General features: G+C 69.6%; 24 protein-coding genes, 3 tRNA genes and 1 pseudogene. 10 read left to right on the top strand and 18 right to left on the bottom strand.

The window, feature by feature from the left end:
• Positions 1 to 12: 12 nt before the first annotated feature.
• Complete coding sequence (locus FK531_RS02030; RefSeq protein ID WP_142094959.1) at positions 13 to 471, bottom strand: RrF2 family transcriptional regulator; 459 nt, start codon at positions 469 to 471, stop codon at positions 13 to 15.
• A gap of 112 nt (positions 472 to 583) precedes the next feature.
• Between FK531_RS02030 and FK531_RS22935 the strand changes: the two genes are divergently transcribed.
• The 3 genes from FK531_RS22935 to FK531_RS02020 all read left to right on the top strand — a co-directional run bounded on the left by FK531_RS22935 (position 584) and on the right by FK531_RS02020 (position 4278).
• A complete protein-coding gene (locus FK531_RS22935) occupies positions 584 to 658 on the top strand; it encodes a putative leader peptide (RefSeq protein ID WP_354003501.1) in 75 nt (24 codons plus the stop codon).
• Positions 659 to 760: 102 nt separating this feature from the next.
• On the top strand, positions 761 to 1879 hold the full coding sequence (locus FK531_RS02025; RefSeq protein WP_142094958.1) for an LLM class flavin-dependent oxidoreductase: 1119 nt from the start codon (positions 761 to 763) through the stop codon (positions 1877 to 1879).
• A 236-nt stretch (positions 1880 to 2115) separates the two neighbouring features.
• Positions 2116 to 4278 (top strand): MMPL family transporter, encoded by a 2163-nt coding sequence (locus tag FK531_RS02020; protein WP_142094957.1) that lies wholly within the window; start codon positions 2116 to 2118, stop codon positions 4276 to 4278.
• A gap of 62 nt (positions 4279 to 4340) precedes the next feature.
• Here FK531_RS02020 and FK531_RS02015 read toward each other — a convergent pair whose 3' ends face one another.
• From FK531_RS02015 to FK531_RS01995, 5 genes are all read right to left on the bottom strand, one after another.
• Positions 4341 to 4754: a hypothetical protein gene (locus tag FK531_RS02015; RefSeq protein WP_142094956.1), complete on the bottom strand. Its 414-nt coding sequence runs from the start codon at positions 4752 to 4754 to the stop codon at positions 4341 to 4343.
• Between the two features lie 71 nt (positions 4755 to 4825).
• Complete coding sequence (locus FK531_RS02010; RefSeq protein ID WP_181762775.1) at positions 4826 to 5215, bottom strand: YbaB/EbfC family nucleoid-associated protein; 390 nt, start codon at positions 5213 to 5215, stop codon at positions 4826 to 4828.
• A complete protein-coding gene (locus FK531_RS02005) occupies positions 5212 to 5787 on the bottom strand; it encodes an LppA family lipoprotein (RefSeq protein WP_142094954.1) in 576 nt (191 codons plus the stop codon). Before FK531_RS02005 ends, FK531_RS02010 begins: the two co-directional genes overlap by 4 nt.
• The gene (locus FK531_RS02000) at positions 5784 to 7589 is read right to left on the bottom strand and encodes an alpha/beta hydrolase (RefSeq protein WP_142094953.1); all 1806 of its coding nucleotides are present in this window, start codon (positions 7587 to 7589) and stop codon (positions 5784 to 5786) included. The genes FK531_RS02005 and FK531_RS02000 overlap by 4 nt, the downstream gene beginning before the upstream one ends.
• The gene (locus FK531_RS01995) at positions 7589 to 7876 is read right to left on the bottom strand and encodes a hypothetical protein (protein ID WP_181762774.1); all 288 of its coding nucleotides are present in this window, start codon (positions 7874 to 7876) and stop codon (positions 7589 to 7591) included. Before FK531_RS01995 ends, FK531_RS02000 begins: the two co-directional genes overlap by 1 nt.
• Before the next feature lie 206 nt (positions 7877 to 8082).
• On the opposite strand from FK531_RS01995, the gene FK531_RS01990 reads away from it, so the two are divergent.
• Complete coding sequence (locus tag FK531_RS01990) at positions 8083 to 8982, top strand: sterol desaturase family protein (protein ID WP_142094951.1); 900 nt, start codon at positions 8083 to 8085, stop codon at positions 8980 to 8982.
• On the opposite strand, the gene FK531_RS01985 is transcribed toward FK531_RS01990, so the two are convergent.
• The gene (locus FK531_RS01985) at positions 8979 to 9665 is read right to left on the bottom strand and encodes a YceI family protein (RefSeq protein WP_142094950.1); all 687 of its coding nucleotides are present in this window, start codon (positions 9663 to 9665) and stop codon (positions 8979 to 8981) included. The two genes, FK531_RS01990 and FK531_RS01985, sit on opposite strands and share 4 nt — an antisense overlap.
• 96 nt (positions 9666 to 9761) lie before the next feature.
• Between FK531_RS01985 and FK531_RS01980 the strand changes: the two genes are divergently transcribed.
• Positions 9762 to 10343 (top strand): TetR/AcrR family transcriptional regulator, encoded by a 582-nt coding sequence (locus tag FK531_RS01980; RefSeq protein WP_246097772.1) that lies wholly within the window; start codon positions 9762 to 9764, stop codon positions 10341 to 10343.
• A gap of 273 nt (positions 10344 to 10616) precedes the next feature.
• Here FK531_RS01980 and FK531_RS01975 read toward each other — a convergent pair whose 3' ends face one another.
• The 5 genes from FK531_RS01975 to FK531_RS01955 form a co-directional block, all read right to left on the bottom strand.
• Positions 10617 to 11138, bottom strand: a complete 522-nt coding sequence (locus tag FK531_RS01975; protein WP_142094949.1) for a GNAT family N-acetyltransferase — start codon at positions 11136 to 11138, stop codon at positions 10617 to 10619.
• Entirely contained in the window at positions 11135 to 11404 is a 270-nt protein-coding gene (locus FK531_RS01970) for a type II toxin-antitoxin system TacA family antitoxin (protein ID WP_142094948.1), read from the bottom strand. Before FK531_RS01970 ends, FK531_RS01975 begins: the two co-directional genes overlap by 4 nt.
• A 445-nt stretch (positions 11405 to 11849) precedes the next feature.
• Positions 11850 to 11940: transfer RNA gene (locus tag FK531_RS01965), tRNA-Ser, on the bottom strand.
• 45 nt (positions 11941 to 11985) lie between these two features.
• Complete coding sequence (locus FK531_RS01960; RefSeq protein ID WP_142095323.1) at positions 11986 to 12420, bottom strand: nucleoside deaminase; 435 nt, start codon at positions 12418 to 12420, stop codon at positions 11986 to 11988.
• Between the two features lie 39 nt (positions 12421 to 12459).
• A complete protein-coding gene (locus tag FK531_RS01955; protein ID WP_142094947.1) occupies positions 12460 to 12999 on the bottom strand; it encodes a tRNA adenosine deaminase-associated protein in 540 nt (179 codons plus the stop codon).
• 48 nt (positions 13000 to 13047) lie between these two features.
• On the opposite strand from FK531_RS01955, the gene FK531_RS01950 reads away from it, so the two are divergent.
• Positions 13048 to 14034 (top strand): prephenate dehydrogenase, encoded by a 987-nt coding sequence (locus FK531_RS01950; protein WP_142094946.1) that lies wholly within the window; start codon positions 13048 to 13050, stop codon positions 14032 to 14034.
• A gap of 32 nt (positions 14035 to 14066) precedes the next feature.
• Here the strand turns inward: FK531_RS01950 and FK531_RS01945 are convergent, their stop codons facing one another.
• Positions 14067 to 14666 (bottom strand): putative glycolipid-binding domain-containing protein, encoded by a 600-nt coding sequence (locus tag FK531_RS01945; protein WP_142094945.1) that lies wholly within the window; start codon positions 14664 to 14666, stop codon positions 14067 to 14069.
• Between the two features lie 227 nt (positions 14667 to 14893).
• Between FK531_RS01945 and FK531_RS01940 the strand changes: the two genes are divergently transcribed.
• Positions 14894 to 15418 carry a hypothetical protein gene (locus FK531_RS01940; RefSeq protein ID WP_142094944.1) on the top strand — a complete coding sequence of 175 codons (525 nt, stop codon included), beginning with the start codon at positions 14894 to 14896 and terminating at the stop codon, positions 15416 to 15418.
• Positions 15419 to 15810: 392 nt separating this feature from the next.
• Here FK531_RS01940 and FK531_RS01935 read toward each other — a convergent pair.
• From FK531_RS01935 to FK531_RS01925, 3 genes are all read right to left on the bottom strand, one after another.
• Positions 15811 to 15883 (bottom strand) — tRNA-Arg (locus FK531_RS01935).
• A 35-nt stretch (positions 15884 to 15918) separates the two neighbouring features.
• Positions 15919 to 16010: transfer RNA gene (locus tag FK531_RS01930), tRNA-Ser, on the bottom strand.
• Positions 16011 to 16092: 82 nt separating this feature from the next.
• On the bottom strand, positions 16093 to 16821 hold the full coding sequence (locus FK531_RS01925) for a dienelactone hydrolase family protein (protein ID WP_142094943.1): 729 nt from the start codon (positions 16819 to 16821) through the stop codon (positions 16093 to 16095).
• 105 nt (positions 16822 to 16926) lie between these two features.
• Between FK531_RS01925 and hisC the strand changes: the two genes are divergently transcribed.
• Positions 16927 to 18018, top strand: a complete 1092-nt coding sequence (gene hisC / locus FK531_RS01920) for a histidinol-phosphate transaminase (RefSeq protein WP_142094942.1) — start codon at positions 16927 to 16929, stop codon at positions 18016 to 18018.
• A 6-nt stretch (positions 18019 to 18024) separates the two neighbouring features.
• On the opposite strand, the gene FK531_RS01915 is transcribed toward hisC, so the two are convergent.
• Positions 18025 to 19014 (bottom strand): alpha/beta hydrolase, encoded by a 990-nt coding sequence (locus FK531_RS01915; protein WP_142094941.1) that lies wholly within the window; start codon positions 19012 to 19014, stop codon positions 18025 to 18027.
• A 134-nt stretch (positions 19015 to 19148) separates the two neighbouring features.
• Positions 19149 to 20145, bottom strand: a pseudogene (locus FK531_RS01910) (alpha/beta hydrolase).
• Positions 20146 to 20322: 177 nt separating this feature from the next.
• On the opposite strand from FK531_RS01910, the gene FK531_RS01905 reads away from it, so the two are divergent.
• The gene (locus FK531_RS01905) at positions 20323 to 21135 is read left to right on the top strand and encodes a DUF5602 domain-containing protein (RefSeq protein ID WP_142094940.1); all 813 of its coding nucleotides are present in this window, start codon (positions 20323 to 20325) and stop codon (positions 21133 to 21135) included.
• Between the two features lie 221 nt (positions 21136 to 21356).
• Positions 21357 to 23429 (top strand): MMPL family transporter, encoded by a 2073-nt coding sequence (locus tag FK531_RS01900; RefSeq protein ID WP_246097830.1) that lies wholly within the window; start codon positions 21357 to 21359, stop codon positions 23427 to 23429.
• The last annotated feature ends 18 nt before the right edge of the window (positions 23430 to 23447 follow it).

Raw genomic sequence — 23447 nt, 5'->3', positions numbered from 1 at the left:
GCAGGGGCACTGTCAGCGGCGGCGCCAGGCGTCGGGGTCGGCGGTCAGGTCCGCGACGAACGCGGGCAGCTTCCCCGTGGCGATGTCGGCCACGGTGACCGACTCGAGTACGGCACGCAGATTCACCCGCACCGCGATCCACACGTCCAGTAACGGCTCGGCGGCCCCGGAGTAACGGACCTCCTCCGGCCGTTGGCCGCGCACGGATGCGAGCGGGCCCTCGACGGCGCGGATCACGTCGGCCACCGCGATCTCCTCCGCCGGGCATGCCAGCCAGTAGCCGCCGTCCGGACCGCGCCGGCTGCGGACCATGCCCGCGCGACGCAGGTCGCCCAGCACGGCCTCGAGAAACTTGTGCGGAATGGTCTGCGCCGCGGCGAGGTGCTCGGCCTTGACCGGCGCCCGCTCCTCTGCGGCGGCCAGCTCGACGAGCGTGCGCACGGCGTAGTCGACCTTCGCGCTGATGTGCACGCCACGCCTCCCCCGCCACCGAAACCGTCCGGCGCTAATTCCTATCACCAGGGTATGAAATCGACAAGGAATACGTTGACAACGCCCTCGCCCGGCTGCGAACCTGGATCCCATGTCCGGCAGTCCCGCGCTCACGGTGCGACGTCACGTCGACCTGCTGCGCGTTGCCGGTGCGCTGTGTCGGTAGCGGCCCCGCCGCCTCCCCTCCTCACCCACCGCGCCGAATTCCCTTCGGGCGCGGTGCCACTTGCGGTCGTTCGTACCGCGCCGACACACCCGGAGACTCCCCATGAGCGTCGATCTGCACTGGTTCCTGCCCACCGCCGGCGACGGCCGCGGCATCGTGGACAACTCGAACTCGTCCAACGCCGATCCCCGCACCGCGGGCAACCGGGCACCGACCCTCGACTACCTGACCCAGGTGGCGCGGGCCGCCGAGGCCGCCGGCTTCACCGGGGTGCTGACCCCGACGGGGACGCACTGCGAGGACGCCTGGCTGACGACGGCCGCGCTGATTCCGCTGACGACACAGCTGAAGTTCCTTGTGGCGTTCCGACCGGGCGTCATCTCCCCGACCCTGGCCGCGCAGATGGCGTCGACCTTCCAGCGACTGTCCGGGGGGCGCCTGCTGCTCAACGTGGTGACGGGCGGGGACTCGATCGAGCAGCAGCAGTTCGGGGACTGGCTGACCAAGGACCAGCGCTACGCACGCACCGGCGAGTTCATGCAGGCGCTGCGCGGCGCGTGGGGCGAGGCGCCGTTCGACTTCGCCGGCGAGCACTACAACCTCGTCGGCGCGACGACGTCGGCGCCGCCGAACCCGGTGCCGCCCTTGTACTTCGGCGGGTCCTCCGCGGCCGCACTGCCCGTCGCGGGCGAGAACGCCGACGTCTACCTGACCTGGGGTGAGCCACCCGCCGCGGTGGCCGCCAAGATCACCGCGGTCCGTGAGCACGCCGAACGCGCCGGGCGCACCGTCCGATTCGGCATCCGACTGCACGTCATCACCCGCGACACCTCCGCCGAGGCGTGGGCGGTGACCGAGAAGATGCTCGCCGGCCTCGATCCCGACGCGATCGCGGACGCCGCCGCGCGCTTCGCGAACGCCGAGTCGGAGGGGCAGCGCCGGATGACCGCGCTGCACGGCGGGAGCACCGCGAATCTCGAGATCGCACCGAACCTGTGGGCCGGCGTCGGCCTGGTCCGAGGGGGCGCAGGTACGGCTCTGGTCGGCAGCCACGTGGAGGTGGCGGACCGGATCGAGGAGTACCACGCGTTGGGCATCGACGAGTTCGTGCTGTCCGGGTACCCGCACGTCGAGGAGGCCTACTGGTTCGGCGAGGGCGTGCGCCCGATCCTGGCGCGTCGCGGACTGCTCGCGGGAGAGCGCGAACTGGTCAGCATGTAACACCGGAGGCGTTCGGCACCCACTCCACGGGTGCCGAACGTGCCGGGCCGCGACGAAGCGGGCTCCTCGACGAGCACCGATCCCGCCCCTGATGGATCAGCAGGCCGAAGAAGTCGTGGCGCAACAGCTCTCGCACACCATCCGCACCCTGTCAATTGCTGTTGCCCGGCACCTCGGCACCTGGCAGTCTACAAACCGCACGGTACGTAGATTCATGAACGGGTGTGGAGGGGCACATGTTCGGAAGGCTTGCTCGGTTCGTCGTACACAATCCATGGAAGATCATCGCGGCGTGGATCGTCGCCGCCGTCGCGGTGGTGGCCTTCGCGCCCACGCTCAGCGACGTACTCAACAAGGAGCAGTCGGGATTCCTCCCGGACACCTACGAGTCCATCCAGGCTCAACACCTCGCGCAGGACAAGTTCGCGAAGACGGACGACGCCACCGCGACCATCGTGATCAAACGCGCCGACGGACAGGCGCTCTCCGCCGACGACCAGGCCAAGATCGAGGGTCTGGCCGGGACTGTGAACTCCGCCGGCATCGAGCGGGTGGTCACGGTCACGACCGGGCCACAGGCGGTCTCCGAGAATCGACAGGTCCAACTGGTCAACGTCGGACTCCAGGGCATGGCCGACGAGAAGCCCGTCGGTGAGGCGGTGAAGCAGATCCGCGAGATCGGCTCGACCTCGCTGGGCGGCAGCGACCTGCGGATGTCGGTCACCGGCGACGCGGCACTCATGGTCGACAACGAGGAGGCCTTCGCGAACGCCGAGTCCATCATCGGCATCGTCACGGTCCTGCTGATCATCGGCCTGCTGCTGATCATCTACCGCAGCCCCATCGCCGCGCTGCTGCCCATCGTCTCGGTCGCGATCGTCTCGTCCATCGCGCCGGGCATCATCGCGCTCGTCGCCAAGGCGACCGGACTGCAGGTCGACCAGTCCCTGCAGATCATCCTCACCGTGGTGCTGTTCGGCGTCGGCACCGACTACATCCTCTTCCTGCTGTTCCGCTTCCGGGAGCGCCTGCGCGCCGGTGAGGACAAGACCTCCGCACTCGTCCACGCGGTCGAGCGGGTCGGTGAGGTCATCGCGTCCGCGGCCGGCGCAATCATCGTCGCGTTCTGCGCGTTGTTGCTCGCGGTGTTCGGCGCGTTCCGCAGCCTCGGGCCGGCCCTGGCGATCGGCGTCGGAATCATGGCGCTGGCCTCGCTGACCCTGATCCCCGCGATCGTGTCGCTCATCGGCACCAAGGTGTTCTGGCCGTCGAAGTCGTGGCAGAAGGAGCCGAACGGCACCGTCTTCGCCAAGCTCGGCGCCTTCACCGGGCGGCGTCCCGGGGTGGTCGCTCTGATCTCCGGCGGGCTGCTCGTCGTGCTGGCGCTCGGCATGTTCGGTTTCAAGACGGACTACGACCAGCTCGGCCAGCTGCCCTCGACGACCGAGTCGGCGCGCGGCATCAAGGACCTGCAGTCCGGCTTCCCGGCCGGCGCGCTCAACCCGACCCTGGTGTACCTGCACGCCACCGACGGGCACCCGCTCGACCCGGCCGAGGCAGAGCGGGTGGCACACGAACTGGCGTCCTCCGCCGGCGTCGGCGGCGCCATGCCCGCAGGACCGGGTGGGGGCCTCGCGCTGATCTCCAAGGACGGCAGCACCGCCCAGATCAACCTGCTGCTGAACTACAGCCCGCAGTCCAACGAGGCGCTCGACGCGATCGACCCGCTGCGCGACGCCGCGCACGCCGCCGCCCCCGCGGGGACCGAGGTCCTCGTCGGCGGCCCGACCGCCGCGTTCACCGACATCCGCGACGCCAACAATCGCGACCTGTCGGTGATCTTCCCGGTGGCGGGCGTGCTGATTGCGCTGATCCTGGCACTGCTGCTGCGGTCGCTGGTGGCGCCGATCTACCTGATGGCGGCAGTGGTGCTGGTGTTCTTCTCCACCATGGGCGCGACCGCGTTCCTGTTCACAGTGGTCGGTGATCGGCCGGGCATCTCGTTCTCACTGCCGATCATGCTGTACCTGTTCGTGGTGGCGATCGGCACGGACTACAACATCCTGATGATCGCCCGACTGAGGGAGGAGGCCCGCGAGGGCCGCGATCCGCGGGAGGCCGTGCGACTCGGCATCGAGCACGGCGGGCCGTCTGTCGGTGCGGCCGGAATCATCCTGGCCGGCACCTTCGGGTCGATGCTGCTGTCCGGGATCGCCTTCATGACCGAGATGGGTTTCGCGGTGGCGCTCGGCATCCTGCTGTCGTCGTTCGTGATGTCGATGTTCCTGGTGCCCGCCATCACCGCGCTGCTCGGGCACAAGGCCTGGTGGCCCGGACACGGCGACGCCACTGCGGCGCAGCCGCGTCCGGACGAGGAGGCAGAGCCCGCGCGCGTGTGACGCGGACTGCGGAAAGCTGGGGCGCGTCTCTCACATCCCTCGGGGTGCGAGAGACGCGTCCGTTAGCTGGTCCAGGTCTGGAAGTCGCTGCTGTGGAGGGACTCTCCGCCGACCACCGCGACGTTCAGCACGCCGAGCGAGTTGGCGAGAAGCGATCCCTTGACCGGGGCCGCAACCGCGTTGGCGGCGTTCTTGAGGGCGTCACCCGTCAAATCGCTACCGCACAGGCGCACGGTGACCTGGATCTTCTCGCCGTCGATCTTCGTGGAGGCGCCGTCGACGGTGACCCCGGCGGGCAGTGTCGCGGTCTTGGCGATGACGGTCGCCGTCGGATCGTCGTTGGTGGCGTCCGCGGGACAGGTGGCGGCGGGCGCCGCGGAGGTCTCGGCGGCGGCGGATGAGGAGCTGTCGTCCGAGCTGCAGCCGGCGAGCAGGAGGGTGGCCCCCAGGGCGAGGGCGGTCACGGTGCGTTTCACCCGGTAATTGTGGGGTCTGACCCCATTCTCCGCACGCCAGGGGGTGAATATCCGGTGTCGCAAGGCCGAATTCAGTCCTGCCGGCGTCCGAGCGGGTCCACCAGGAAGCTCGTGCGACTCCCCTCACAGACCTCCCCCTCCCCCGCGGCGGACCCGTTCGCGGCGGGCTGCGCCAGGTCGAGCGCGCGGGCGATCGACGGGTCGCCGGTCAGCTCGCCGAGCACCTCGTCGGCCGCGCGGCGGACGGAATCGCGCGCACTCTCGTGTGCCTGCGTCACCAGGGCAGCCACCCGCTGTGCTCCGAGGTCGAGCGCGCGAGGGTCGATGTCGAGCGCGACCAGTCGGCAGTCTGCGGTGAGCCTCAGCCGGACGACGCCACCTCCGGCCTCGCCCATCGCATGTAGGCCGTCGAGGCGACTCTGGGCTCGAGCGACCTTGTGGCCCAGCTCATTCGACGTCATTTCGAACTCCCCGCGGCAGCAGACCGAGGGCGCTTCGAGTCGGGCAGGTGGCATCCGGTGGCCACGTCCAGCACCGCGTTCGCCCCGGAACCGAACCAGAGGTACGCGTCGTCGGGTCCGTAGATCCGCAAGGCGTGGTCGTTCCGGCGGTCGACCGCGACGATCGGGGCACCGTACCCGCGCCGGTCGATGACCGAGCGCAGCGCGGCGAGGGCGGCCGGCCACCGTTCGTCCGGGATGCCGCCCTCGAGGACCCAGGTCCCGGTGGTCCGCGACTGCCCCGCGGTGTGGGTGAAACCCTCGCAGTTCCCGGCACCCGAAGGGGGCCGGTTCGGCCGCCAGGATCCCGCGGGAACCGCTGCCGCGACGGCGATGCGAATCTCCTGCCCCATTGACGCGGCACGCGCGACCGCCTCCTCGAGCGAGACCCTGGCCGCCAGGATCTCGGTGCGACGCGCGGCCTCCGAGTTGCCGACTCGCTCGCCGGTACCTGTCGACGCGCACGCCGCTCCCGCAGTCATCGCGGCGACCGCGAGCACCGCGACCACTGCGGCTCGACCGCCAGATGTCATGGCTGCTCTCCTCTCTCGTCAGCCTGTGGGCAGGGAAGTCGAACCCCGCCGGGCAACCCGAGGAGGTCGCCCAGGTCGAGTCCGGCGCCGAATACCTTGTCCCGCAGGTCGTTCAGGATCGATCCGGGCACCCAGTCCGCGATCCCCGCATCGGTTCCCTCGACGACGTGCCCGGGCAGAGCGCCGACGACGGCACCGAGGTTGTACTGGCTCAGGGTGTTGTCGTCGAGGTACTGGCTGTGCCCCCGCGCACCTGCCCGCTCCTGCCCGTCGGAGGTCGTTCCCGCCGCGGTGGACAGCGAGGTGACTCCGGCCATCCGGTTCGGGTCGGCGCCGAACGCGGCGAGGTCGGCGATCGGATCCCCGTGGGCCTCAGCGACGTACACGCGGCCGGGCGCGAGCCCGAGGTCGCCGACGTCGTCGGTGCCGATGCCCGGTGAACCGAGGAAGACCACGTCGTCCACGCCCGTACCGCCGTGGCGTAGGGCCAGTCCGGTGGTGGTCGACCCGTACGAGTGCCCGAGCGCAGTCAGGTGCGGCGCATCCGCGCGGGAGGCGGTGATGCCGGCCAGGAAAGCTGCCAGTCGCTCGCCACCTGCCTCGGCGCCGTGCAGGCCGCCGAGATCGCGAACCGCATCGACCGCAGCGGCGAGCGGATGGTCCGGGTCCAGTTGCGGGGCACGGTAGTCCAGCCACGCGATGGTCGCGACGTCCTCGTCGCCGCGGCCGGCGGCGTCGAGTTGGCGTGCCGTTTCGGCCCGGAGCCGCTCCACCGCCGAGGTGTAGCCGTCGAGACCGTCCGCGACGTTCGCGTTCACCCCCGGCGTGTACACCGCCACATGGTCGGCGATGTCCACATCTCCGACCGCGACCGCGGCCTGCAGGTGTCGGCCCGCGTCCCGGTACACCAGCAGTTGCCGGTCCGGTCGGTCGACGGTCCGCTCCACCGCCGCAATCTCTGCCAGCCGGGACCTGGCGTCGGCAAACTCCGCCCACGCCAGCTGTCCCGCGATACCGGACCGGCCGAATTCCACCGCACCGGACCGCAACTCCGCGATTCGCTGTTCGATTCGCCGCCGATCGGCCGCGAGCACCGACCGGTTCGCCGCGTCGCGCACCCGCGCCGGGATGCCGTCGCTGGTGCCGACCCAGTCCGGATGCTCGGCGAGCACCCACCGTCGCTGCTCCTGCGACAGGCCCGACCAGTAGCGCGAATTCTGCTCGGGTGTAGCAGTTTTCGGTGGTGGTGTGGCGGCTGCGGTCGGGGCGGCCGGGTGGTCCGTCAGATCGGCCGCACCACGCCGCAGTTCCCGGGCAAGCGCCCGATCCGCCTCGTCCACCGAGTCGAGGGCTGCCGACAACCGGGCCTGGCAGACCCGCGCCGACTCGTTGAGGCGTGCCTGAACCAGGGCGCCTGCCACCAATCCGCTCGTCCACGGCACCCGCGGCGCGTTCACCCGACCGTCGTCCGTCACGTGCAGCCCGAGGTCCGCGCTCGCATGGTCGGCCACCTCCAGCGCGGCCGCACGAGCGGCGCCGATCGACGCCGCGCCCGATTCCAGGGCGGTGGCGATTCGCTCGGAGACTCCGGAAACAACTGTCGCCGAGGCGAACTCACGCCCGGATCGGGCCACGGCCGCGTCCGCCGCCGCACCGGTCCAGTACCGCGCCGCATCGCGGACCAGACGATCCGCGGCGGCGACGGCAATGGCGTACGCGCGGCTGCCCGCGGCCAGTCGGGTCGCGGCGGCGGCGAGCGAATCGGGGTTCCAGCCGCGCAGTCGGCCCAGGGTGGGGCGCATCAGTGTCCGCCGGCGGTCGCGGCGAACCCGGCGGCGGTACCGGCGTCGGTGCCCGCGTAACCCGCCGCGGAAGCGGACGCGGCCCGGGACATCGACCGGATCCCGGTGGCGGTGCGACCGTAGGCGCCGGCGAGCGCATCGGGCAGGCCGGTCAGCGCGGCCTCGGCCTCCGACCCCGGCACCGCCACGTCGGCCGACGCCGACCTCGGGTCCACCACGGCAATGGCTGACGCGGCCGACGCGAGGGCCGTCCCCAGCGCCGTCACGGCGTCGACGTCGACACTCATTCCCTCAGACATTCGATCCCCCCGGATGGTCCGACTCCCCCTGTCGATGGGCCGACGCTAACAGCGAGAAGAGCACGTCAGAGGGAGTGCACAGGCGGTTGTGCACAGCGGAACCAGCGACCGCCGCCGTGCGTCCACGCGACTTCCCGCAAGGTCGGCGGCCCAAAGCTCTGGATCGAGACGCGGCCGGAGGCCACACTGCAGTGATGTTCGATTTCGTCCCGGAGTTCTGGAACTCGCTACCGCAGCCGCTGCGCGACCCGGTCTCGCTCGCCATTCCGTTCTTCGTGCTGTTCCTCGCGCTCGAATGGGGCGCGGCCCGGTTCCTGGCCGAACCCGAGTACGACGCCGACGGTCGGGCACACCCGCCGCGCGCGGGCTACGCCGGCCTGGACGCACGCACCAGCATCTCGATGGGGCTGGCATCCATCCTCACCACCGCCGCCTGGAAGGCGCTCGCGCTCGTCGGGTACGCCGCGATCTACGCGTACCTCGCGCCGTGGCACCTGCCGGTCGACGCCTGGTACACCTGGGTGATCCTGATCGTCGGCGTGGACCTGCTGTACTACTGGTACCACCGGATCGCGCACCGAGTCCGGATCATCTGGGCGGCACACCAGGCGCACCATTCGAGTGAGTACTACAACTTCGCGACCGCGCTGCGCCAGAAGTGGAACAACAGCGGCGAGATCGTCATGTGGATCCCGTTGCCGCTCATCGGCATTCCGCCGTGGATGGTGTTCGTCGGATTCAGTCTGAACATGGTCTACCAGTTCTTCGTCCACACCGAGCGGATCGACAAACTGCCCCGACCGATCGAGTTCGTGTTAAACACGCCCTCGCACCACCGCGTGCACCACGGCTGCGACCCCCAGTACCTCGACAAGAACTACGGCGGCGTCCTCATCCTGTGGGACCGCATGTTCGGCACCTTCGAACCCGAAACCCACCGGCCGACATACGGTCTGACGAAGCCCGTCGGCACCTACAACATCCTCACCCTGCAGACCCACGAGTACGCGGCCATCGCCCGCGACGTGCGGGCGGCGGGGTCGTGGCGAGAGCGGATCGGGTACCTCGTCGGTCCGCCCGGGTGGACGCCCTAGCTTGTGGCGAGGTGCACCAGGAAGTCGACGGTGCCGGCGTCGTCCACAGTGACGAACCCCAGCGACGGTGGCTGCACCCCGAAGTCCTTCCACGTCACCGGGATCGAACCGGACGCGATGAGCGCCTGACCCGAGTGCAGCACCTTGACGTCGACGGTGACCGGGCGGGTGACGCCGCGCAGTTCGAGTGTGCCGGTCGCGGGAAGGGTCGCGGTGGTCCCGTCCGTCGGCAACGCGGACAGGTCGACCGGCCGGTCGAGGGTGAAGCGGGCGGTCGGGTAGGTGCCGACCGCCATGACGTTGCCGGCGAACTGGCCGTCGCGGCGCGCGTTGTCGATCTTGATGCTCTCGACCCGCACCGTGACGGTGGCGGCGGTCAGCTTGTCCGCGTCGATCGTGACCTGCCCGTCGACCTCGCCGGTGGACCCGACGACGGTGACGGAGGCGCCGTTGAGGACCTCGTGCACGGTGTAGCCGGCCGCGGTCGCGTTCGGGGCGGTCCCGGGGTCGACCCGCCAGGTCCCGTTCACGTCACCGGTCGCGGCCTGCGCCCCGGAGGTCGAGACGGAGGCCGCCGGGGCGTCGTCCGTCGCAATCCACGTCCCGTACACCCACGGGCCCGCGACCAGCGCGAGCACCGCGACAACCACCACCGAACCGAGTACCCACCAGCGCCTTCGCATAGTCGGAGGGTAGGCGACGGCGTACGCGAACTGGGGTCCGTCGACATGCACGGCCGGACTATCCTCGGCTGCGAGCATCGAGAGCGAGGCAACCACGTGAAACACAGCGGCACCACCCGCGACCGGATGCTGGCCAGCGCGGTGACGCTGTTTCGGGAACGGGGCGTCGACGCCACCTCGTTCGCCGACGTCATCACGCGCTCGCAGGCGCCGCGTGGCTCGATCTACCACCACTTCCCGGGCGGCAAGACCCAGCTCGCCGAGGAGGCCACGCTGCTCGCGGGCCGGCTGATGGGCTCGATGATCGCCGCGAACCTCGAGGAACGCGGACCCGGCGAGACCCTGAAGGCGATCGTCGACCTCTTCCGCCGCCAGCTGCTGGACTCCGACTTCGACGCGAGCTGCCCGGTCGCGGCGGCCGCACTCGCCGGCGGGGACTTCGACGCGGCCCGAACCGTCGCGGGCGCGGCGTTCACCGCCTGGGAAAGCGACATCGCAGCGGAGCTCGAACGTCGCGGGCTGGCCCCGGACCGCGCCGAGTCCGTCGCCACCACCGCGATCGCGACCGTCGAGGGCGCCATCATGGTCGCCAAGGCGCAACGTGACGTGCGGGCCCTCGACCGGGCCGGCACGGAGGTGGTCCGCTGGATCGACGCCGCGCTCGCCGAGGTCGCGTAGTTCGCGACCGCCCGCTCACCCCTTCTGCCGCCGTCGCGCGGGCGTTGGACGTGCAGCGTCGTTGTGACAGCGGGGGTGTGCGGGACGACCCCGAACGCAGAAGACCCCCGACCGGTAATCGGTCGGAGGTTTTCGTGGCGGTGGCGGAGGGATTTGAACCCTTCCAGACCTCCTGGCCAGAGGGTTGATATCGCGCTGACCTGCATAATCACATCAGTGCGAGTCACCACAGCTCACCGGGTTTCGTGGGCAAGTGTGGGCAATGTGTGGGCACTACTCAGAAGAGGGCATGTCGATTCGGAACACCTTCCTCGCTGTCTCAATCTTCATGATGAGACGCCGAGGGGTGTTCTGGACGGGAATGAAGTCGTACTTCTCATAGAAGGACGCAGCGGCGTCATCGATCGCATCTACGACAATGAGCCGGCCGCCGCCCAGCTGAGCTACGCCGACGATCCTTCCGATGGCATCGAGCAATAGCTGCTTACCGTTGCCGTCACCTTGGATGGATTTTTCCACGGCCAACTTCGCAATGAGGAACGCCGGTACCCGATCCAGACGGGCAGCAACCGTTTTGCTGATCCCATCTTCCTCGCGATTTACCTGCGTCGGAGTGATGGCGAAGTACGCCATCACCCGACTATCGCCACGCTGAGTCCAGACGTAGGTCCGTGCGGTATCGCGTTTATGTGCCTGCCAAGCACTCTGGATCAGCCATCGATTCAGAGGATCGACGCCGCAGTCAAACTCGTCGACGTCATGCTCTGCTGTGAGGCCACTGGAAACCCATGTCATTGCCTGGCGAACCGCCTCGGTTCCGCTGCAAGCTTCTCGAGGTTCGGGGCGTCATCAGCGACGTCTAGTGCGTGGATGAGCGCATCGAACTGCTCTGCTGGCATCAAGGTACGACTCGACAGAGCCAGTACCCTGTCAGCCCTATCCAAAGCCGCGTTCCGAACGAATTCAGATGTCGATTCGTTGACTCGTTCCGCTGCTGCTTGTATCTGTTCGTGACTCTGCGGCGCTACCCGCAGCTCAACTCTCTCAGTCTTGGTAGTCATGGGGTGGTGCCTCCCTCCGTGGTGTTCACTAACGAATGTACGGCGTTTGTCCGGTAGTGCAAGACCTATTTCGAAATAACACCCATGTCGTTACGTGCCCCTGACCTGCAAGTTCACCCCTCAGCTGCCCAACATTACGCACAGTGCGCGATCGGTCCCCGTCATATAGGCAAGCGTCCGGTAGTGCCTCCCAGTGGACGTGAGCGGCCTCTAATACCGCAGCTGCGACAGCTGGCGCGCGATGGGCAAACCGTACGTACGCATGTGGTGCAGGTCATAGTCGATTTGACCACGCCTACCACCGCAAGGGGTGCATGCCCTCCCGCGCCTCTCGGTCGCCTCTCACTCACCGGCAGATGTGGGCAAAGTGTGGGCAGACGGGGCCAATCAGAGCGCATCCGGGCACGAAAAAAGCCTCCCACCTGTGTAAACAGGCGGGAGGCTTTGGCGGTGGCGGAGGGATTTGAACCCTCGGACGGGGGTTACCCGTCACACGCTTTCGAGGCGTGCTCCTTAGGCCGCTCGGACACGCCACCGCCGGTGACTTTACCCGACTCCGGCGCTGACGCTAAATCGCGTGGTCAGCGCTGCAGACGGAAGAACTCCTCGAGCAGTTCGGCGCACTCGGGTTCGAGCACTCCCCCGCGGACCTGCGGCCGGTGGGTGAGCCGCCGGTCGCGGACGACGTCCCACAGCGACCCGACCGCACCCGTCTTCGGTTCCCATGCGCCGAAGACCACCCGCGACACCCGGGCGAGCACCAACGCACCCGCGCACATCGTGCACGGTTCCAGGGTGACCGCGAGGGTCGCGCCCTCGAGCCGCCAGCCGTCGCCGTGCACGCGGGCCGCCGCCCGCAACGCCACGATCTCGGCGTGCGCGGTGGGGTCGCCGGTCGCTTCCCTGGCGTTGGCGGCGCGGGCCAGTTCCACGCCGTCCGCGTCGAAGATCACTGCACCGACCGGAACGTCCGCCGCGTCGGCGGCGCGAGCGGCCTCGATCGCCGCACGGACCATCGCCTCGTCGCGGGTCCTCGGGCCGAGGTCCGGCGTCATCTACCGGGGCAGCACGTCGAGCACAGCGGACAGCTCGCCCGCGAACCCGAGGCGCTGCGCGATCATGCCCAACTGCTCGTCCGGGTACAGCTCGGTCTCCGCGAGGATCACCCCGAGCACCGGCTCCGGCAGACCGAGGTCGGCGAGCAGGCTCAGGTCGCCCTCCTCCCACGGCTCCACGTCGTCGATCTCGTCGACGTCGAGGTCGGGGATGTCGATGTTGAGGGCCTCGAGCACGTCGGCGGCGATGTCGTAGTCCAGGGCCATCGTGGCGTCGGAGAGCAGCAGCCGGGTCCCCGACGGCGCGGGACGCAGGATGACGAAGAACTCGTCGTCCACGTCGAGCAGGCCGAACACGGCACCCGAGCTCCGCATCTCGCGCAGCTCGGTCTCGGCGGCCTCGAGGCTGGTCAGTGCCGCCGCGGTCAGTGCCGTGCACTTCCACTTGCCGTCGTCGAGGACGACCGCGACACCGAAGCCTTCGAGATCCTCGAACTGGTCCGAGGGGGCGCTGTTGTTACCCGCGCGCTGAGCAGCCATGCGGCAACCGTAGTCCGCTCGTGGCCGGTACATGAAGTCCGGCGGCAAATGTGCCAACCTGTCCGAGTGTCTGCTGAATCGACTGACCCGCCGGTGTGCGTGCTCGGGCTCGGGCTGATCGGCGGTTCGCTGCTGCGTGCCGCGGTCGCGGCGGGCCGCACGGCCTGGGGCTACAACCGATCCGCGGGCGCCGTCGACGAGGCAGTCGGCGACGGATACGACGCCGGCACCGATCTGGCCGCGGCCCTCGAGCGGGCCCAGACCGAGGGCGCCGTGGTGGTCGTCGCGGTTCCCGAACCCGCACTCGACGCGGTGCTCACGCAGGTCGCGCTGAGCGCACCCGACTGCACCCTGACCGACGTGGTCAGCGTCAAGGGCGCGGTGCTCGCCGCGGTCCGACGACACGTACTCGCCGCCCGGTTCGTGGGCGGGCACCCCATGGCGGGCACCGCGCACTCCGGGTGGTCCGCGGGCGACGCCAGCCTGTTCCGCGACGCGGTGTGGGTGGTCGCCGCCGAGGACGACACCGATCCGGAGGCGTGGCGGCAGGTCGCGCACCTCGCGCTGGACTGCGGCTCGGTCGTGGTGCCCGCGGGGGCGCGTGAGCACGACGCCGCGGTCGCTCGGATCTCACACCTACCGCATCTGCTGGCGGAGGCACTAGCGGTGACCGCGGCAGCGGGCGGCGACCTCGCGCTCGGCTTGGCCGCCGGCTCGTTCCGGGACTGCACCCGGGTCGCGGGCACCGCACCCGACCTGGTGCGGGCGATGTGTGAGGCGAACTCGGAGGCGTTGACGGTGGCCCTCGACGAGGCACTGCGGCTGCTGTCCGAGGCCCGCGACGCGCTCGCCGAGCATCGGAGTACCGAGACCCTGGTGCACGCCGGGCACGCAGCGCGGCTGCGCTACGAGAACCTGCAGCGCTGGGAGATCACCGACATCACGGTCGGCGAGCCCGGCTGGGCCCCGGCGCTGCGCGAGGCCGGCCGGAATGGAGGCGCGTTCCGCGACCGTGAGTCCTTCCGGCCCGCATAGGGGCCACAAGGACTCACGGGCGGCGGAGCCGCTCAGATCCGTTCGGCGAGACCGGGGTAGTTGAGGATGAAGCCGTCGGCGTCGACGGTGATCGACGAGCTCGACACCGGCGAGAGCACGTGGATCCCGTCCGGTCCGCTGCTGTAGGTGAGGTCCGCGGCCCGCACGCGCAGGTCGGGCAGGTGCACGTAGACGACCGGGACCTGGATGTCCTCCGAGTCGTGCTGCATGCCGTAGCGGCGGATCGGCAGCGTGTTGAAGAACGGGCTGAGCACCACGTCCACGTCCAGCGCGCCCCCGAAGGTGGAGCGGGTGTGGGTGGTGCCGTCCTCGACCATCCAGTAGCCCTCCTCGTCGCGGCTGATCGAGATCTGCCGCTCACGGGAGGCGAGGCTGGTCCGCAGCGAGAGCCTGCGGGTCACGCCGTTCTCGTCGGTGACCAGGTCGTAGGAGGCGCTGAAGGCGGGATGCTCCTCGCATTCGCCGCCGATGATCCGGCCGGCCGCCTTGATCCGATTTCCGAGCAACTGCACCCGCACCGACTCCATGCGGGGCGCGGACTGCGCACGCCAGGTGAGGATCGTGGGCCAGGTCGAACCGGTGGCCGCGGCGTCCTGAGCAGGATTGGTCACTCAACTACGGTAAGCGACGCGGCCCGGAACAGCAGCCGGGGCGACGAACCCGCGCCCGCGCGTCACCTTGGCGACCTCGGTCGGATTCCCCAGTCCGACGTTCGCCCACCGCGATTCGGCGAGAGAACACCGGGCCGACCTCATCGCCCTGCGAACCCACGACGTGATCGCGGTAACACTCCGATAACGCAAATGGATGAACTGGGCAACGGACCGAGGAGGTACCCATGGCCGACAACCAGGAGATCTGGGCTGCCGAGGCGCGGCGCGCGCTGATCGATGTCGCAGGCAGCTACCGGAGTACGACCACGTACCCGGAGCTCGCCGAGACCATCCAGTCCGCCTCCGGCGTACGCACCAGCAACCTCCTCCAGAACTGGATCGGCAAGACCCTCGCGAAGGTCGCACTCGAGTGCAGCCGTCGCGGCGAACCGCTGCTCTCCGCGTTGTGCGTGAGCAGCGTCGACGGCCGCGTCGGCGACGGATACGCGAAGGCCGTCGAGTCGACCTACGGCGAGCTGCCCGCGGACGTCGAGTGGCACGCCGCCGAGGAGAGGTTGCGCTGCTACCGGCATTTCGGCGCTCCGGACCTGCCGGCCGACGGCGGCATCGCGACGCTGACCCAGTCGGTCGTGGCGATGCGGGCGAAGGCGCAGAAGCGCGACCGCAGTCGACGCCGCGAGCACGGCCAGGCGTGTACCGAGTGCTACCAGGTGCGGTCGCTGGCGGGAGTCTGCGGCTGCAGCTGGTGAGCCCGAGCCGAGGGAGATCGAGAAGCCGAAACCTCGTCCGGCGCACGAACGGGCAGTTTCCTGGGTGGTCTCTCGGCCGATGCCCCGGGAATCGCCCGTTCGCGACATGAGTTCAGTTGCGCAGCGCGTCGCCCAGGTCGCGCCGGGACAACCGCCGCGACTTTCCGAGCTGCCTGACGACGGCGACCGGTTCACGCCGGGCACGGCCCTGGCCGCGGCGCTTGTGCGGCTTGCAGAGGGCGCATCCGCGCCAAGTCCGGGAAGGGTGCTGATTCGACACTGGCGAACCTCCGGGAGGTACTCCGCGCGAGGCGAAGAGGAGAGCGTATCGCCGTTGTCCAGCCAGACCGAAACACCCCGCCACCAATGGCTGGTGACGGGGTGTTTCACTGTGCGCCCGAAGGGATTCGAACCCCTAACCTCTTGATCCGTAGTCAAGTGCTCTATCCGTTGAGCTACGGGCGCATGTCTTCAGTTGTGCTGGCCTACGTGCACCAGCGTGGCGGAAGCGAGAGGATTTGAACCTCCGGTCCCCTTTGAGGAGGACAACTCATTAGCAGTGAGTCCCATTCGGCCGCTCTGGCACGCTTCCTAGGCTCAGGTCCTTTCGAACCGCCGGGCGAAAGATTACACAGGACCGGACGGTTTAGGCAAAACGGCTGGTCAGACGGGCGTTATCGGAGGTTGCTGTCGAACCAGTCGAAGATCCGGCGGGTCGCGTCCATGATCGCCTGCGTAGTCGGGTCGGCGTCGTCGCCGTCGGCGGGCAGGGTCGGCGGCTCGTCGGCGCGGTGCTCGAGGCCGCGGTAGCTGACCACGTGGGTTGCGACCGGCGCGCGGGCGACCGCCTCGCGCAACCGCTCGACCTGATCGGGCGGGGTGCACGGATCGTCGTCGCCGTACAGCCCGAGCCACGGCGCCTGCAACGACGCGGCCGCGTCGACCAGGGCGGGCGCTTCCGGATCGAGCGGCTCGAGGATCCCGCGCGCCGACACGCTCACCGCCGCGCCGATCGGACGGTTCGTCGCGACCAGGAGCGCAGCCGTGCCCGCGTCGTCGAACCCGAGCACCCCGACGCAGTCGGCGTACACACCCCGCGCGACCAGCCAGTCGAAGGTGGCGTCGAAGTCCGCGAACAGGCTGTCGCCGAACACTTCCGCGGCACTGTGCGCGGACTGCCGGTGGAACAGGTGCGGCGCGACCGTCAGCCAGCCCTCCCCGGCCAACAGTCGCATCAGGTCCAGCAACGTCTCGGTGAACTGCCGCGACTCGTGCAGGACGACGATGCCGCCGCGGGCGGGACCGTCCGGTTCGACGGCCGTCAGGGGCACGTGTTCGGGAGCGTCGTCGGGGCGCTCGAGGACTGCGCGGAGCACCGCACTGTCAGCGAAGATTCCCGCCATACCGTCTACTGTGGCACGGTCCGGGCGGCCCTGCCCGATTTTCTTTTCGGCCGCGAACGGCAATCGCTACCGGCCGGTAGATGGACGGGCGCATAATGGGCAATCGTGACTGCCCGAACGCGCCCAGACCTCGCCGACATCAGCCCCTACGTGCCCGGACGCACGTTTCCCGGCGCCATCAAGCTGGCGAGCAACGAGACCACGGCAGGCCCGCTGCCGAGCGTGGCCGCCGCGATCGCGGAGTCCGCGCTCGGCGTGAACCGCTATCCCGACAACGGGTCGGTGGCCCTGCGCGAGGCCCTCGCAGCCAGCCTCGGTGTCAGCGTCGACCGTGTGGCCGCAGGCTGCGGATCGGTGAGCCTGTGCCAGGAACTCGTGCAGATCACCGCGGGCCCCGGCGACGAGGTGCTCTTCGCCTGGCGCGCGTTCGAGGTGTACCCGGTGGTCGCCATGGTCGCCGGCGCCACCCCGGTCCAGGTGCCCCTGACCGCCGACCACGTGCACGACCTCGACGCGATGCTCGCGGCGATCACCGACCGGACCCGGGTGATCTTCGTCTGCAACCCCAACAACCCGACCGGAACGGCCGTCGGGCAGGACGCACTCGAGCGCTTCCTCGACGCCGTGCCCACCGACGTCCTGGTGATCCTCGACGAGGCGTACATCGAGTACATGCGGCCCGGCGACCAGGCCGGTCCGGAGATCCCGAACGGCGTCGCCCTCACCGAGGGCCGGCCGAACGTCGTTGTGCTGCGAACCTTCTCGAAGGCGTACGGCCTTGCCGGCCTGCGGGTCGGGTACGCGGTGGCGGACCCGGCGATCGTCGCGGCACTGAGCAAGGTGCACATCCCGTTCGCTGTCAGCACGGTCGCACAGGCCGCCGCGATCGCCTCGCTGGCCGCCGCGGACGAACTGCTGGCCCGCACCGACGGGATCGTCGCCGAGCGCCGCCGGATGCGCGCGACCCTCCTCGAGGCCGGCTACGAGGTGCCGGCGTCCAACGCGAACTTCGTCTGGCTGCCGCTCGCCGACCGCTCGTCCGAGTTCTCCGAGGCCAGTGCGGCGGCCGGCGTGCTGGTCCGCCCCTACGGCACCGACGGCGTGCGGATCACCATCGGCGATCCCGACGAGAACGACGCGTTCCTCGCATTCGCCACCGGCGACGGTCTGACCATCTGGAAGTCGCGCACGGTCTGACTCGCGTCAGCGTCCCAGCGCCCGCGCCAGCGTCGGCCACGAGTCGTGCAGGTCCTGCTGCCAGTAGGGCCAGGAGTGTGTGCCGTTCGGCCGGTAGTGGACGGTCGCGGGGATGCCCAGTTGACGTAGCCGCTCGTCGAACAGCTGCGTGCAGTGCAACGCGGCGGCCTCGAGCACCGCGCCGAGAGTGATCGCGCTGAGGCCGGCTGTGGTGGTCGGATCGTCCGCCGGCCCGACGACGCCGTTACCCACCGCTAGGTAGATCGCCTTGCCGCGCAACGCCTCCGCGTTGCGCAGCGGGTCGTTGGCCGCCCAGGCCGGATCGCCGTCGGGACCCCACATGTTGTCGGCGTCCCCGCCCTTCCACGCGACCGTCGCGCGCACCGAGAGCTTCGAGTTGGACTGGCTGTTGTCGGCGCACCCGCTGAAGGCCGCGACGCCGCCGTACAAACTCGGATGGCGGGTGACGAGGTTCAGCGCGGCGTGCGCGCCCATCGACAGTCCCGCGATCGCGTTGACCCCGTTGCCGTGGAAACCCGCGTCGATCAGCGGGGGCAGTTCCGCAGTCAGGAACGTCTCCCACTCGTCGACGCCGAGCGCAGGGTCGGGTCGCTTCCAGTTGGTGTAGTAGCTGCCGGTGCCGCCGACCGGCAGCACCACGTTGACGTCCTTGTCGGCGAAGAAGCCGACCGCGTCGGTCTTCTGCGTCCAGGTGCTCTCCCGGAAGGCCGACTCCTCACCGCCGCCCGCGCCGTCGAGCAGGTACAGGGTCGGCCGCGGCGCCGAGCCGGCCGGCAGCAACACCTGGACCTGCACCACCCGACCCATCGCCGGCGAGTTCACGAACACCGCGGCGCGGCGGTCCGTGAGCATGGTGACGTGGTCCACCGATGCCGCCTCGGGCCCGGGGGCGGGGCCCCGAGGTCCGGCCGACGCGGCCGGGGTGATCAGGCCGCACAGGGCCACCGAAAGAGCCATTGTCGCAAGCAGCTTCATGGGCCCACCTCGGGCGGCTACCCACGGGTTGCGGGCGTACCGCTGCTCGTCAAGGTAGCCGAAGATGGCCGTCAGTGAAGGCTCGACACGGAAATCGGCTGTCGCGCCGCCCCACTCGTGACGTGAGGTAAGCGTCAGAGCCCGAGGGCGCCGCTCAACGTCGGCCACGATGCGTGCAGGTCGTCCTGCCAGTACAGCCAGGTGTGCGTGCCGTTCGGCCGGTACACGACGGTCGCCGGAATGTTCAACTGGCCCAGTCGCTGCTCGAAGCCCTGCGTGCAGTGCAGCGCGGCGGCTTCGAGGGGGGGCGCCGATCACGATGATCAGCGGGAGGTCGGGATCGTCCGGGCGGTCGTGCGGCCCGAGCAGACCGTTGCCGACCGACGAGTAGACGACCTTGCCCCGCAGCGCCTCGGCGTTGCGCATCGGGTCGTGCGCGGCCCAGTCCGGGTCGGTGTCGAGGCCCCACATGTTGTCGGCGTTGCCCTTCTTGAACCCGACCGTCCGACGAACCACGAACTGCGCCTCCGGGGTGCTGGAGGTGTCCGCGCAGCCGCTGTACGACGCGACGCCCGTGTACAGGTCGGGATGGCGCGTTATCAGGTTCAGCGCGCCGGTGCCGCCCATCGACAGGCCCGCGACCGCGTTGACGCCGTTGCCGTGGAAGCGAGCGTCGACGATCGGCGGCAGTTCCTCGGTCAGGAACGTCTCCCACTGGTTGACGCCGAGCACGGGGTCGCGGCGCTGCCAGTCGGTGTAGTAGCTCGCGAGGCCGCCGACCGGCAGCACCACGTTGACGTCCTTGTCGGCGAAGAAGTCGACGGCGTCGGTCCTGTCAGTCCAGGTGCTCTCGGTGTCGTCGGTGTCCTCGCCGGCTCCGACGCCGTCGAGCAGGTACAGCGTGGGCCGCGCCGTCGACCGGTCGGCCGGCAGCAGCACCTGGACCTGCACGACCCGGCCCATCGACGGCGAGTTCACGAAGAGCGCGGCGCGCTGGTCGGTGAGCATCGTGACATGGTCGATGGTCGCGACCTGCGCGCTGGTGGGGGCTGTGATGCCTCCGGCCGAGGCGGTCGACGGGAGCAGCGCCGCCGTCGCCATGGTGAGGGCCGTCGCCGCGAGCAACTTCATTGATCCCACTTTCACACCGGGCCGACCGCCGTGGTCGCCCGTCACACCTGGCCGCGGAGAAGATAGCCGAGCGCACCCGGACGTCACATCTTCGCTGCTCGGAAGTCTGATTCGCCCTGACTCGGCAGCCGTCGGCGGTAGGCTGTTCAGCCCGGCCACATCCAGACGAGGTGCATCATGCACGCTTCTCGACGGTCCCCGACAGTCGGCCTGACCCTCGCTGTCTGCGCGAGCCTGAGCGTCGCGACCGGGTGCATGGCGGACTCCTCCGCCGCCACCCCGACCTGGTTCGGACCCGCCGTGGACGTCGGCGGCGGCACAGCGCGGTCCTTCGTGACGCTCGACGAGAACGGCACACCGGCCGGCGTCGGGATCCGCCTGTCCGCGTCCGCCCTGGACGGACTGACCGATGCCGCCGACGTGGAGATGCAGACCTTCCCGCTCGAGCTGCCGGACCAGACCCCGCCGACGGCCTTCGAGTACGTCACGCTGGACTGGAACCCGCACGGGCACGGGCCGTTGGGACTGTTCGCGAAACCGCACTTCGACATGCACTTCTACATGATCGATGCAAGTGCGGTCGACGAAATCGACCCCGCGCGTGCGGATTTCCAGTCGCGTGCATCGAAACTGCCACCGGCGCAGTACATGCCCGTGGACTACATTCCCACACCCGGTCCGCCCGAGATGAACACCTCGCCGAAGATGGGCCTGCACTGGGCGAACCGGGCCGACGGCATGATCCCGGGCCTGTACAACTTCGACCAGGCAGTGCTCGCCGGCTCCTGGGACGGGGCCTACACGTTCACGGAACCGATGATGACCCGCCAGTGGCTGCAGACCCGCCCGACACTGACCGAGGACGTCAGGCAACCGCAGGCGTATGCGAAGTCCGGCTACTACCCCACCACCTACAGCGTGACCTACGACGACGCCGCCGCCGAGTACGTCGTGGAGCTCGCCGGCATGCAGCTCCGGCAGGCGTCCTGACCGATCATCCCGCTCGACGTGTGACGCTTCTCGCTGGCCACATCGATACCCCTGGGGGTATCGTCGAGCGCATTGCCTAATACCCCATGGGGTATCTACGTAAGGAGTCGAGAGTGAGCAGCAGGAAGCTGGCGACCGCGGACCGTCCACCGTCACGGGCGTCCGCCGCCGCGCCGACCAGTGCCGACTTCGGGGGCATCCTCGGCAGACTGGGCGCGACCATGGCCGGTCGTGCGGGATGGGTGTTCGGGGTGTGGCTGATCGCGCTGGTCGCGCTCGGTGCCGCCGCACCGTCGGTGTTCAGTTCTCTGGCCGGCGCCGGCTGGCAGGCCAACGGCTCGGAATCGGTGCAGGTCCGCGAGTTGGCGCAGGAACACTTCGGCGGCAATTCCTCCGCCTCGGTGCAGGTGGTGGTGCACTCGGACACCGAGCAGGTGACCGATCCCGCCGTCGCCCGCGTCCTCGACGAGGCCACCGCGGTGTTCGCGGCCGACCCACGCTTCGGCGAGGTCATCGCGCCGCAGCCCGGGATGACGATCAGCCCCGACGGGCACACCGGCATCCTGATCGCCGGCGCAAACGCGAGCACCGACGACATGGTCAAGGCCGTCGACGACGTCAAGGGCGAACTCACCGCGCTGTCCGGGGACGGCGTGGAGGTCTACCCGACCGGCGCGTCCGCACTGTGGAGCGACTTCAACAAGGCCAACCATGACGCGATGATCAAGGCCGAAATGGTCTCCTGGCCGGTGACCATGGCGATCATGGTGCTCGCCTTCGGCTCCCTCGTCGCCGCCGGACTGCCGCTGCTGCTCACCCTCGCCGGCCTCGTCGCGTCCGCGGGCGGGCTGGTCCTACTCAATACCGTCACCCCGATCTCGGTGTGGGCCATGAACTTCGCGATGATGTTCGCCCTCGCACTCGGCATCGACTACGCCCTGTTCCTCGTCTCCCGCTTCCGCGACGCGCTGGGCAAGACCGGCGATCCCCGCCTCGCGGTCGCCGAGACCATGGACACCGCAGGCAAGGCCGTGGTGCTGTCGGGCGTCACTGTGCTGGTGTCCCTGTCCGCCGTGCTGCTGGTCCCGGCCCCGGCCGTGCGGACCATGGCCGTCGGCATCATGCTCGCGGTCGCCTTCGTCCTCGCCGCCACCCTGACGCTGCTCCCCGCCGCTCTCGGGAAGCTCGGACCGAAGGTCAACGCCGGTTCGCTCCCGTTCGCCAAGCGACAGCAGCACCGGTCCCCGCGGTTCGCGGCCTGGGGCACCCTGCTGCACAAGCACCCGTGGCCGTTCGCGATCGGCGCCGTCGTCGTGCTGGTCGGGCTGTCCATCCCGGTGTTCGGACTCAAGGTCGCGATGCCGTCGATCCAGGTCGTGCCCACCAACGCCCCCGTCCGCCAGGGCTACGAGCTGGTCCAGGCTCAGATGGGCGAGGGCGCACCCGGCATGCTCCAGATCATCGCCCCCACCTCGGAAGCCGACGCGACCGCGGCGGCCGCCGCGGCGACCGAGGGCATCGCCATGGTCACCCCGCCGATGCCTGCGATCGACGGCTCGGACTACGTGATGCTGCAGGCGATGCCGAACGTCGACCCCTCCGACGACTCGATGGGCTCGATCGTGGACCGGCTGCGCGCCGACCTGCCCGAGCAGGCCCGCGTCGGCGGCGCGCCCGCGGAGAACCTCGACCTGCAGCAGGCGCTGAACGACTACCTGCCGATCATCGTCGCGGTCATCCTCGCCCTCGGATTCCTGCTGCTGCTGATCGCGCTGCAGGCACCGCTGATCGCCATCCTGGGCACCGTGGTGAGCCTGCTCTCGACCGCCGCGGCGTTCGGCGTGGCCAAGCTGATCTTCCAGGACGGTCACGGGGCGAGCCTGCTCGGCTTCACCCCGCAGGGCTTCCTGGACGGGTGGGGTCCGGTGTTCTTCTTCGCGATGATCTTCGCCATCGCGATGGACTACACGGTGTTCCTGCTCTCGACGGTCAAGGAACAGTACGAGCGCACCGGTGACGCCGCCGCCGCGCAAGTCGAGGGCATGGGGCACTCGGGGCGGGTCATATTCGCGGCCGCCGCCGTGATGGTCGGGGTGTTCTTCAGCTTCGCACTCGCAGATCCGTTGCCGCCCAAGGAGATGGGCGTCATCCTCGGCGTCGCCGTACTGCTCGACGCGATCCTGGTCCGACTGGTGCTGCTGCCGGCGCTGCTGCGCCTGACCGGTCACGCCGCCTGGTGGTCGCCGGCCTGGCTTCGCCGGATCCTGCCGAAGATCAGCTTCTCGCACGGCTGATCCGTTCCGACTCCGCCT

The organism is Rhodococcus spelaei (genome assembly GCF_006704125.1).
GTDB lineage: Bacteria > Actinomycetota > Actinomycetes > Mycobacteriales > Mycobacteriaceae > Rhodococcus_G > Rhodococcus_G spelaei.
This window is presented reverse-complemented; position numbering and strand designations above follow the sequence as displayed.